This window comes from Arthrobacter sp. 01T428, from assembly GCF_056398685.1.
Window position 1 is genome coordinate 144,372 of record NZ_JBFTPW010000010.1, and the last position, 11,067, is coordinate 155,438.

12 protein-coding genes are annotated in these 11,067 nt (G+C 64.2%); 6 read left to right on the forward strand and 6 right to left on the reverse strand.

Annotation, left to right across the window (positions count from 1 at the left end; genetic code table 11):
* Nucleotides 1–300: 300 nt before the first annotated feature.
* From AC1DJB_RS13465 to AC1DJB_RS13490, 6 genes are all read right to left on the reverse strand, one after another.
* The gene (locus AC1DJB_RS13465) at nucleotides 301–567 is read right to left on the reverse strand and encodes a hypothetical protein (RefSeq protein WP_476910535.1); all 267 of its coding nucleotides are present in this window, start codon (nucleotides 565–567) and stop codon (nucleotides 301–303) included.
* Between the two features lie 811 nt (nucleotides 568–1,378).
* A complete protein-coding gene (locus AC1DJB_RS13470) occupies nucleotides 1,379–1,597 on the reverse strand; it encodes a hypothetical protein (RefSeq protein ID WP_476910519.1) in 219 nt (72 codons plus the stop codon).
* Between the two features lie 39 nt (nucleotides 1,598–1,636).
* On the reverse strand, nucleotides 1,637–1,867 hold the full coding sequence (locus AC1DJB_RS13475; protein ID WP_476910520.1) for a hypothetical protein: 231 nt from the start codon (nucleotides 1,865–1,867) through the stop codon (nucleotides 1,637–1,639).
* Between the two features lie 181 nt (nucleotides 1,868–2,048).
* On the reverse strand, nucleotides 2,049–3,155 hold the full coding sequence (locus AC1DJB_RS13480; RefSeq protein ID WP_476910521.1) for an ABC transporter substrate-binding protein: 1,107 nt from the start codon (nucleotides 3,153–3,155) through the stop codon (nucleotides 2,049–2,051).
* Nucleotides 3,156–3,221: 66 nt separating this feature from the next.
* A complete protein-coding gene (locus AC1DJB_RS13485) occupies nucleotides 3,222–4,094 on the reverse strand; it encodes an ABC transporter permease (RefSeq protein ID WP_476910522.1) in 873 nt (290 codons plus the stop codon).
* 26 nt (nucleotides 4,095–4,120) lie between these two features.
* Nucleotides 4,121–4,978 carry an ABC transporter ATP-binding protein gene (locus tag AC1DJB_RS13490; RefSeq protein ID WP_476910523.1) on the reverse strand — a complete coding sequence of 286 codons (858 nt, stop codon included), beginning with the start codon at nucleotides 4,976–4,978 and terminating at the stop codon, nucleotides 4,121–4,123.
* Nucleotides 4,979–5,173: 195 nt separating this feature from the next.
* Here AC1DJB_RS13490 and AC1DJB_RS13495 point away from each other — a divergent pair, with 195 nt between their 5' ends.
* The 6 genes from AC1DJB_RS13495 to AC1DJB_RS13520 all read left to right on the forward strand — a co-directional run bounded on the left by AC1DJB_RS13495 (nucleotide 5,174) and on the right by AC1DJB_RS13520 (nucleotide 10,834).
* Nucleotides 5,174–6,829 carry an ATP-binding protein gene (locus tag AC1DJB_RS13495; protein WP_476910524.1) on the forward strand — a complete coding sequence of 552 codons (1,656 nt, stop codon included), beginning with the start codon at nucleotides 5,174–5,176 and terminating at the stop codon, nucleotides 6,827–6,829.
* Nucleotides 6,807–7,475: a response regulator gene (locus AC1DJB_RS13500; protein ID WP_476910525.1), complete on the forward strand. Its 669-nt coding sequence runs from the start codon at nucleotides 6,807–6,809 to the stop codon at nucleotides 7,473–7,475. Before AC1DJB_RS13495 ends, AC1DJB_RS13500 begins: the two co-directional genes overlap by 23 nt.
* Before the next feature lie 634 nt (nucleotides 7,476–8,109).
* On the forward strand, nucleotides 8,110–8,379 hold the full coding sequence (locus AC1DJB_RS13505; RefSeq protein WP_476910526.1) for a DUF3040 domain-containing protein: 270 nt from the start codon (nucleotides 8,110–8,112) through the stop codon (nucleotides 8,377–8,379).
* Between the two features lie 330 nt (nucleotides 8,380–8,709).
* Nucleotides 8,710–9,072, forward strand: a complete 363-nt coding sequence (locus AC1DJB_RS13510; protein ID WP_476910527.1) for an SPW repeat protein — start codon at nucleotides 8,710–8,712, stop codon at nucleotides 9,070–9,072.
* A gap of 797 nt (nucleotides 9,073–9,869) precedes the next feature.
* Entirely contained in the window at nucleotides 9,870–10,286 is a 417-nt protein-coding gene (locus AC1DJB_RS13515) for a PRC-barrel domain-containing protein (RefSeq protein ID WP_476910528.1), read from the forward strand.
* Between the two features lie 287 nt (nucleotides 10,287–10,573).
* Nucleotides 10,574–10,834 carry an SAP domain-containing protein gene (locus AC1DJB_RS13520; protein WP_476910529.1) on the forward strand — a complete coding sequence of 87 codons (261 nt, stop codon included), beginning with the start codon at nucleotides 10,574–10,576 and terminating at the stop codon, nucleotides 10,832–10,834.
* The last annotated feature ends 233 nt before the right edge of the window (nucleotides 10,835–11,067 follow it).

Below are 11,067 nucleotides of genomic sequence, written 5' to 3' on the forward strand. Positions count from 1 at the left end.
ATAGAGACTAGGGGACCGTGATCAACCTGAATATGTGCGTTTGCACGGACGGGCTGCCCGGCGTCTAGGCGGGCGCACCGTATGTAACCGTGGTGTGCAACCTATGTTTCTCTCTTGTGAACTATAGGGGCAACATAGAGGCCAAAGGGTGGCGAGGGGTAGATTAGCCGCAGGCGAACACACCTTGTCGAAGGTCCCGGCGTTGGCCTCGGATGAACACTCCGCCGACCGGGCGCTTCAGCAGCGCTTTCCTTTCTCGTCGGCCTTTCCGCAACACACAGTTAGCTATGACCTTCGTCCTTATCGCAAGGGTTCCTGCGTGAGAGCGGGGAGGACGGCGGCGACGGCTTCTTCGGCTTTGATCGGGGGGTTGGGCACGTCGTCGCGACCTTCGAATGCGGCGAGGAATCCTTGATGGAAAGCAACTCCGATGAGGATCTGGGACACTGAGGCGATGTTGCTCGCTGCGGCGACGCGTCCGGTGTCTCGTTCTGCGTCCAGGTAGGCCTTGAGGCTGAGAATCGGTCCGGCTGGCCCGTATCCGCGGTTCGTTACTCCGGTGCGCATCTTCGGATCCCCGGAACTTATCGCCCAACACCGGAGGCTGCCATGGGAAAGGTCTGCACGAAGAATTCCATGAGCTGCTGGACAATTCGGGTGAGATTCTCGTCAAGGTCTCCGCTGCCGGGGGTCTGGATTTCCCTTCCCGCCCTATCACGGGATCGAGCTTGTTCTCGGCCGCAGCCTGGGTGAGGTTGCGGCCGAACTGGTCCAACACGGCCGAGACCGCGGGTACCCATGCCTGCGGCGCCGGTCCGGGACCGGCGTCCCCACGGGCGGTGCGCGCGCCCGTGGAGCCCGGGAGCATCCGCATGATCTGCCGGCGCAGCCGGCCCGGGTCCGTTCCTCGCCTGACCAGCACCTGGACGCTCGGCCAAAGAAACCCCTGCCCGCACGGGGAAGGGAGTGCCTCCTCAAAGGGGCTGCGACTTCTCTTCAGCGTTACGGCGGCGCTGCGGCCTCGGAGATCATGTCGCATTGCTTTCCAAGGTTTGGAACCGGGCAGATTCCAGGAATTCTCAGCACCGACACTCCGCGTACCGCCCTGTCGAACGGCACGCGGAGCTAGGGCCCGGTCATGCGCCGCTGCAGAGGCTGGCGCATCACTGGAACCGCAGCCGGCCCATGCACCCGACCTTCGGGTTTCCTGTTGCGATGGATTGCCGGGACCTGGCTGACGTTTGTTCCACGCGGCTGCGGGTTCTTCCTTGGTGGCTTCTTCGAAAGCTTCCGTGGGGTAGCGGGCGTAGGGCGGGATGGTCAGGAAGGTGGGGAATTCTCGGGCCTGTTGCCGCACCGGGGATATTTCGGTTCGTTTTTATGTTTCCGGGCGGCTTTTTTCGTGGATGGTTCCGCAGGGGACGGACGGGTGTATCTCGAGGGTGTATCTGGCGGTGTCGTGTTGGGTGACGAGTATTCCGTGCCGGTGTTCCAGGGCGGCGGGTATCAGTTCGTTGACGGCCTCGGTGAGCTGGTCGTCTCTGCTGCGGGTCTGGCTGACGGTGATGTCCAGGCGGAGCGTCGCGGTTTCGTGCATGGGGATGTCCTTGTCGGAGCGGGCTTGGCGGGCCGCGGGTCAGATCTGCCGGGAGGGTCTTGAGGCCTTGATGCGGAAGGCGAGGATATCGTCCTGGCGGGTGAACATGGACCGTCCTTTTCCGGCGGGTTGGATCAGCCAGAGGGTGTTCCCGTCGTCGGTGACGCCGTCGGCGCGTCCGCGGGCGACTTCCTGGCCATCCTTGCTGAGCTTGATCTCGTCGCGGGTCCGGATCCTTGTCCAGTCGCGCAGGTATTCCTCGATTGTCACGGTCCTCTTTCTGCCGGCCGCACATGGTGCGGGTCTCGGGTTCTGTTTTGTGCGGCCGCGTTGATTTGCGCGCGGCTGCGTTGAGAGGTGCGGCCGGCCTGCGTGGAGGACCACGCCGGCCGGCCGTGAGGCGTCATTTGCCGGGTGTCGTGCCGCCTATGCCTTCTGTGTGGAGATTACGTCAGCCGTCGTTGCCGGCGGGGGTGGTGGTGCTGGTGTAGCCCTCGAGCTTGAGCGCGGCCTGGGCGTACTTCTGGGTGAAGGTGTCGGGGATGTTGACCTTGGAGGTGTCAACGCCGATGGTCTTTTCCTCGTCGAAGATCGTCTTGGGGCCGCCTGCAGGCATGAGGCCGTCCGGGAGGAACTGGCCCTTGTCCTGGTTCAGGGCGGCGACGTACTGGTCCTTGGAGATGGTGCTGTTCTGGACGTAGGACTGGGGCAGCTTATCGGCGATGTCCTGGGCGGAGTGGGTGCTGATCCAGTGCATCGTGTCGACGAGGGCGTTGACGACCTTCTGGGCTGCGTCCTCGTGGGTCTTGACCCAGTCCGACTGGGCAAGGAGACCGGCCGACGGCAGGGTGCCGCCAAGTGCTGCCTTGGCTCCGTCAGAGGTGGCGAGGTCGATCGAGGAAACGGCGAGGTTCTTGTTCTCAAGGGCGCCAACGGTCGGCTGGGTGGTCATGACGCAGTCAGCGGACCCGCGCTGGATGGCCGCGATGGCGGTTGCACCGGCGCCGACGGCGATCGTGTGGTAATCGCTCTTCGCGAGGCCGGCCTTCGCAGCGATGAACTGGGTGAGCTCATCGGTTCCCGAGCCGAGGTCGGTGACGCCGACGGTCTTGCCCTTGAGGTCAGCACCCGTTTTCACGTTCGCCTTGGGGCTGCACATGATGCGTTCGCCCGGGGCACTGGAGAGCTGCACGAGGTTGATGACGTTCTTGCCCTTGGACTGGAAGTCGACGGTGTGGACGTACCATGCACCGGCCATGTCCACCTGCCCGGATGCCATAGCGTCTTCGGCGCCGACGCCGCCCTGGGACTCGGTGGAAAGCTCCACCTTCACGCCGTACTTCTGGTAGTAGCCCAGCTGCTCTGCGAGCTGGTAGGGCAGGTAGATCTGCTTGTCGATGCCGCCGACCATCATCTTCACGGTGGGCATCGAGGCGGTGTCCGCGGAAGCACCGCCGCTTGCCGTGCCGTTGCTGCTTGCGGTGCTGGTGCCGCAAGCAGCGAGGCTCAGGGCGATCACTCCGGCAGCGCCGACGGCGTAGATCTTGTTCTTCATCATGGTTGTGCTTTTCCTTCTATTGTGAGGATTCGAGCGTTGGGTAAGGGGAATGGAAGCCGGCGGGTATCAGATGGCCTGGGCTTCGGAACGGTTCGGCGGCCGCCATTTGAGCAGCTTGTGTTCGAGCAAGGTGAGGAGGGCTTCGGCGCCGAGGGTGATGACTGCGATGATCACCATGCAGGCGAAGACCGTGTTGGGATCGAAGGTCCCCTGTGCCTGGCTGATGATCAGGCCGATTCCCTGCTGGGCGCCGAGCACTTCAGCGACAAGCGCGCCGATGATCGCGAAACCGAATGCCGTGTGCAGGCTGGCGATGATCCAGGTCATGGCCGAGGGGATTGTCACGTGGATCGCTACCTGAAGCGGCGAGGCACCCAGGACCCGCACGTTTCCGACCAGGTTCTGGTCCACTTCACGGACGCCCTGGAAGGCGTTGAAGAACACGACGAAGAAGACCAGGACCGCTGCGAGCAGCACCTTAGGGAAGGTGCCCAGGCCGAACGCGACGATGAAGATCGAGCCCAACACGATGCGGGGGATGGAGTTCACGATCCGGATGTACGGGCCGACCACGGCTGAGAGGTACTTGTTCGAGCCCAGGAGCAGGCCCAGGACCACGCCGACGAGCGTTCCGAGCGCGAAGCCCATGAACGCTTCCTGCATGGTGACCCAGAGGTTCTCCCAGATAGTGCCGAATGCCGTGCCCTCGGTGAAGAGCTTGACCAGGCTGTTCCAGATTTCGGTCGGCTGGCCGAAGAAGAACTTGTCCACCCAGCCCTCGGTGGTGAACCACTGCCAGCCCCCGATCACGACGACGGCGAGGATGGCACGTCCGGCCCAGACCCACGTGGTGCGGCGGGTTAGGGAACGCCGGGCGGAAGCCTTTAGCTCACTCGCTTGACGTTGCGCTTGCGCTTGTGCTTGATCTTGCTCTTGCACGGGAGCACCTCTATTGATTGTGGTTGTCATGCTGCTGCACCTGCCGATTGCTTGTAGGCGCGGGTGACTTCGTCCTTGAGGGACTCCCAGATCTGGCCCTGCAGCTCCAGGAATCGTTCCTCGTGCCGGATTTTCTGGACATCTCCACGCGGCCTGGGGAGATCGATGTCGAAGACATCCTTGATGGTTCCCGGGCTGCTGGTCATGATGACCACCTTGTCGGCCAGGGCCACGGCTTCGTCGAGGTCGTGGGTGATGAACAGGACAGAGGGGCGCAGTTCCTCCCAGAGCTGCAGCAGCTCGTTCTGCATGATGGCCTTGGTCTGCACGTCGAGTGCGCCGAACGGTTCATCCATCAAGAGGATCCGCGGGTTGTTGATGAGCGCCGCGGCCATGGCGACGCGCTTGCGCATGCCGCCGGACAACTGGTGCGGGTAGCGGTCCTCGAAGCCGGCCAGGCCCACGCGGCGCAGCCAGTCCCTTGCGAGCAAGGTGGCTTCCTTCTTGGGCGTCCCGAGCAGGACCGGTCCGATCAGGACGTTCCCGAGAACGGTCTTCCAGGGGAAGAGCGCGTCTGCTTGGAACATGTAGCTGACGCCGTTGGTGATGCCGTCAACGAGCTGGTCGTGGACCCTCACCGAGCCGGCGCTTGGCCGTTCCAGCCCGGAAACCTGAGCCAGGGTGGTGGACTTGCCGCAGCCCGTCGGTCCGACGATCGCGCAGAACTGGCCGGGTTCGACCCTCAGCGTCACATCGCGGATGGCAGTGAATGTCTCGTGCTTGGGAGTGAGGTAACGCTTGGTCAACCCGACGATGTCGATACCGGCCGCGACCTCGGCCCTCTCGGGGGCCAGGGGCGGCCGGCTGGGATGGGTGGTATTCATACTCCAAGACCTCTCTGTCTTAGGTGTTGCGCAGGTTCTTCGATTTCGTGATCTGGATCACTGGAACTATGTAAAGCTTAGAAAGTGATCATTCGTGCAAGAAGACTTCAGTAACATGTGCGCTTTAGCCGCAAAAGTGCACGTTTTGTGCGTTTTCTGCAGGGCGGTAAATGCAGTGCCGGAAGGCGGATTCCGATGAGCCGTGTGTCAATGGCACAGCGGCTGCGGGCCGGCGGCCATTTCTCGACCCTGACCGCCCAGATCCTCCTGGCCTCGCTCTCGCTGCTTGTCCTCACCGTCGTCCTGGGCGGTGTCCTCTTCACGATGATCAGCAACCAAACCTTGGACCAGCAGTACCAACTGCGTGCCCTCGGCATAGCGACTACCACGGCACAAATGCCGGAGATCCGCTCGGCTTTGGTCGCAAAAGATCCCAATCACGTCATAGCCGGACTCGCCCAGAAGATCACGGAGGCCGCGCAGCCTGACTACGTGGTGGTCACCGATCGCGCCGGAATCCGGTTCTCCCACCCGGACCCGGCACTGATCGGCCAGAGGCTGGAGGAACCCGTGGCGGTCCTTGACGGCCAGACTCATGTGGGGTTCGATCCCGGCAGCCTGGGTACGTCGGCCAACGCCAAGGCTCCGATCTTCGGATCGGACGGCTCCGTAATAGGCCAGGTGTCGGTGGGCATCGAGGAGACCCACGTCTTCAGCAACCAGATCCAGAACATCTGGTTGATCGTCGGGTTTTCGGCACTGGTCCTGGCCTTGGGGGTCGGCGGTTCGCTGTTGCTCTCCCGCAGGATCAAGCGTGTCACCTTCGATCTTGAGCCGGCCGAGATCTCATCCTTGTTGCAGGAGCGCGAGGCCTTGCTGCACGGGATCCGCGAGGCCGTCCTCGGGCTCGATGACGACGGGAAGGTGACGGTGATCAACGGCGAGGCCCGGCGGCTGCTCCGGATCGAGGAGCCGGCCCTGGGAAAACCGGTCGCCGAACTGGTTCCGGAAGGCCGGCTCCGGGACCTGCTCACCGGCGAACTCCCCGGCGCGGACCAGGTGGCGCTGACCGAGGACGCCCTGCTGGTGGTCAACCGCATGCCCGTCTCGACTGCCGGGCGGAGCGTCGGCTCGGTGGTGACCCTGCGGGACCGAACGGAGATCGAAGGTCTCGTCCGGGACCTGCATTCCGTCCGGGGCCTGATGGAGGCGATGCGCGCCCTGGAGCACGAATACGCCAACCGGCTGCACATCGTCGACGGCCTGCTGGAGATGGGGGAGGTGGACCAAGCCAGGACATTCGTCTCGCAAGTGTCCACGATGTCCAGGTCGCTCGGGGAAGGGCTGCGCTCAAGGATCGCGCCGCCGGAGCTGGCAGCCCTGCTGCTGGCCAAGGTCACCGTCGCCGCCGAACAGGACGTGCAAATGTCAGTGACCGCCGAGTCCCGGCTGGAACGCCCGCAGGTTGACCAGGCGGAACTCCTGACCATCGTCGGCAACCTCCTGGACAACGCCGTGGACGCCCTGGCCAATACGCCCCGGCCACGCACGGTGACCGTACAGTTCGACGACGCCGACGGCGTTTTCATCGCCGTGCGGGACAACGGCCCCGGCGTCCCGGCGGACAAGATCGACCAGGTGGTGGTGGACGGCTATTCCACCAAGGACCCGCGGCCGGGCATGCGGCGCGGCATCGGGCTGGCCCTGGTGAGCAGGATCGTGCACCGGGCAGGGGGGACCCTGGACGTGTTCCCGGGTCCCGGCGGCAACTTTGAGGTGTGGCTTCCGGCAAACCCACACCTCGCGGCGACGGACAGGAGGGCAGGCGATGATCAGGACATTGGTGGTTGACGACGACTTCCGGGTCGCCGGAATCCACGCCGCCCGTGTCGCCAGGGTCGAGGGCTTCGAATCCATAGGCCAGGTCTACAACGCCGCAGCCGCACGGGAGGCAATCGAGCGCCTCAACCCGGACCTGCTCCTGCTGGACGTGCACCTTCCCGACGAGGACGGGCTCTCCCTGCTGCGGTCCCTGCAGGCAGCCGGAACCCCGGTGGATTGCATCATCATCACCGCCGCCCAGGATCTGGCCACCGTCAAGTCAGCCATGGCCAGCGGCGCCGTCTACTACCTGGTCAAGCCCTTCAGCTTCGAGCGGCTCCGCACACAGCTGGAGGCCTACCGGACCTGGCGCCAGGAACTGGAATCCGCATCGACCGCCAACCAGGCAACCATCGACAGCCTCTACAACGCCCGCACGGCCGGGCTCAGGGCCGCCGCCCCGGCACCGCGCCTGCAACCCACCATGCAAAAAACCCTCGACGCCGTCCGCGCCGCCGGCGCTCCCGTCACCGCCGCTGAGATCGCCGAACAGCTCGGAGTCAGCCGCCCGACCGCCCAACGCTACCTCAGCGCACTCGAACGCAAAGGCCTCCTCATCCTGGACCTCACCTACGGCACCACCGGCAGACCGCTGAACTCCTACACCGTGCCCTAACCGAGCCGGCGCCAAGCCCTCCTTTCATGCGGGTAACGGGTTTGGCAAGTGTTTTCTTGAAGTCGGTGAGATATTCCGGCCACGCGGAGTTCACCGTCCGCCGCCGGGCTTCAAAGCTGCGCTGCGGCGGGTCCACGGCAAATCCGCGCGTCCTGGCGTTCTTTGCAGGCTGCCGCTGCCACTGTTGAAAGGAGCCCAAAAACGGTGCCTACATGTTTCGCATGGCGAATGAAACTTTGGAAAGCTCAGAAGCGCCGCCGCGGCTGAGGATCGGAGCATCCAGAGGGTCTTCGACAAGATCTACTTGCCGGCTCTCGACAAGTAGGGGAGTGGGGGCGGATGCGATGAATTCCTGAGCGATATGGTTGCACTGTGCATTCATAGTGGTTGCCTGTGGCTGACAACTCGTAGTGATCTGGGCGGAAAGCTAGGTACGCCCGTCGGCACCCAGCCCCCAACCCAGAGTTGTGCAGGAAACTGACAATCCCGGCCCGGCGGGGGGCCTTGCCGCGGCCGGGATGCACACCGGGGCCCGGTCTGGAACCTGTTCGGTTGCCGGCCGATAATGAAAGCAAGCTCCCGGTGGCTTGTTGGTGCGATATCTCAAGGCCGGGACGGGAAGGAACGGTTGGCGATGCCGCTGTCGGAATCTGAGCGCAGGCGACTTCGGGACCTCGAAAGGGATCTGGCTGATGATGACCCGGTCCTGGCCAGAGAACTGGCGACGGGGAGACCTCCCGGATGGCGGCTTCGCTGGTCCGCGGGTCTCGTCCTGGTCCTGGTGGGTTTCGCAGTGATGGTTCTGGGAATTTCCGCGCAGCTTCCGGGTCTGGGCTTCCTGGGGTTTCTGCTGATGTTCGGCGGTGCTTGCGGGCACCTCGCGCACAGGATTCCCCCTTCCTGAGGCAGGGAACAGCATGCGCATCCCGGGCATCCACGACGGTTTTGATGGCCGCCGGGTTGTTGTCCTGGCCGACCGGTCCAGCTGCACGCCTCCGCCGGCGGTCGTCGCGTCGCCGGAACTGTGCACGGGCGGTGCGTGGCGGGAAGAGCCAGCGGGTGGTTTTTGTTAATCCAATAACGGTCCGGCTGCAGATGCTGCATGCGCGGTGAGCCGTGCAGGGTCCTCACCCCGCCGGGCCGTGGACGGTACCGCGCGGCGCGGCATCCGTCGGAAAAAGGCTCCGGGAGCATTTCAGGCCCGGGGATGGTGCGAATCACGGAGGTGGTTTCAATGAAGAAGTGGACGCGATGGCAGGATTGGGTCACGGTCATTGCCGGTCTCTATGCTGCCCTGTCGGTCATCTGGACCATGGCGGCCGGTTCATCAGCCGCGCTGATGGTTGTGTTCGGCGCTTTGCTGGTCATCAGCGGTGTCATCAATCTGGCCCTGCCCGGGACACCGGTCATGGAGTGGGCGCAGGCAGTTCTGGGCGCCTTGCTGTTCCTGTCTCCTTGGCTGGGTTCCTACGCCACGCAAACCGGCGTGGCCTGGACATCCTGGATCACCGGCCTGGTGGCGCTCGTCGTCACCGCGACGGCGATCAAGCCCAGCACCGAGGAACACCGGCACCACATGGTCAGCCCTTCGCACTGACCAGCCGGGAGAGCCGAATATCGGCCGGCGGGGTCGTCAGCGGACCCGCCGGCCATCGTGTGTTGTCGACCTTGGCGGCGTTCGCGCCTGGCCTGAACCGCTCTTGAGCTCAAGCGGCCTTGTCCGGGCGGGGTCACGCTTGCTTTGCCCGGGACTTGCCGGCGTTTCGGTGGCGCTCCAGAGCGGCAGACCCCGGGCCGGACGGGCGGTGCCGTGGACAGAGCGGTAGCGGTCCGGGCAGCAGTCCGGGAGTGATCCGATGGCCGGTGGAGGGTGATCAGGCCCGTCCCGGCGGATTCGCGGACCGCGGTGATGCCCGCCACGGCGGCGGCCTTGTCCGGAAACGGCCCGGAGAGGACCGTCAGGGTCCCGTCGGGGCCTGTGAGCCGGATCTGAAGTGGCCGGAACCTGAAGTGCTTGTCTTCGTCGTTGAAGAGTTCGAACGCACCTTTCATGGTTTATCTTTCTGGACGCGGAAATGACTGCGCCGGCTTCTCTTCGGGTCCGGACGCGGCGTTGCGTTCCGGAAACTCTGCTCGGGCAAGGGATCCAGTCGCGCGGCGGTGACGCGAGATACACATGTGACCTTAGGCTATGCGGCCGGCCCGCTGACCAGTGCCCTTGGGTGATAAGGCCGGCAATGTGATGGTCTGCAGTAATAGCCGGTTGCGGCAAAGCCGGTCATCGAGACGCCGGCGCATATGACCGGTCGGCGGGCATTGCCTGCTTTCTGCCGGAGTTTCTACGATGGAGACATCCCGGGTGAAGCAGCAAAACGAAGAGCGGAAGGGATTGCGATGACTGCACATGAGGCCCGTCAGCTGGTGAAACTGAGCGAGACGGACAGGACCGTGGCGTTGGGGGAGGAAGACATTCGCGGGTTCGTGGTCAAAGACCGCGACGGGGAGGATCTCGGCAAGGTCGATGACCTTCTGATCGACCCCGAGGGCGGCACGGTGCGCTTCCTGTTGGTCGCCTCCGGAGGGTTCCTCGGCATCGGGAAGGAGCACTCTTTCATCCCGGTGGATGCCGTAACCGGCATTGGCGCCGAGGAAGTTACCGTGGACCTTACGCGCGAACACGTTGCCGTGGCACCTGAGTACGACCCCGAACTAAGCAGTAACCAGGCCTTCCAGGAAGAGGTCTATGGCCACTACAACTACACGCCCTACTGGATGGAAGGCTACTTTTCCCCCCAATTCCCCCCGGACTGACTCGAAATTGAACTGTCCCGTCCGGGGTTTGAGCAGCTTCTGCTCCTGACCGCAAGCCTGAACCGGTCCCGCTCCCGGGCCCTGTGCCTCCTTTCCCGGATCCCGGGCACCAGTCCGTCCCGGATCCCGGGAAGCCCCGGACCATTTCCATCACCGGATCCGGTACCGGTTGCCGACCCTGCTGTGCCGGATCCCGATGCCGATCCTGAACTGCCGCGTTCGGCTGCGGTGGGGTGAACCGGCGATGCCGGTCTATGACGATTTCCCCCCCGAAGGAGTGAGAAAGCATGCCGAACAAGAAGAATCCGGGCCTGAAGGACCCGGAGTTGTACGAAGAACTCAGGAAAGACGGTGCATCCAAGGAGAAGGCTGCCCGCATTTCCAACGCTGCCGCCAAGGAAGGACGTGGAACCGTCGGCAGCCGCGGGGCCAACGCGGAAGACTACGACGAACGCACCGTTTCGGAACTGAAGGCCCGGGCCAAGGAACTGGGCCTGCACGGTGGAAAGAAGAAGTCAGAACTGATTGAAGCCCTTCGAAACCACTAACGCCCGGAAGCCGCGGCCAGCCGGTGGTGGGCCATCCCGGTTTTCCAAAAGCGCCCTGCCCTCTTCCAAGGGCACCCTGCGGGACGCTTTGGTCTTCCCGCAGCACCGACCGGTCGTGGGGGCAAGAATACGCCGGGGCGCTGACCGACGTCGTCCGGGCTGGGATGTTCGCGCCTTGGCCGGCGGTGACTTGGTGCGGATCCGGCCGGTCATGCCGCCGCCGGTATGACCGG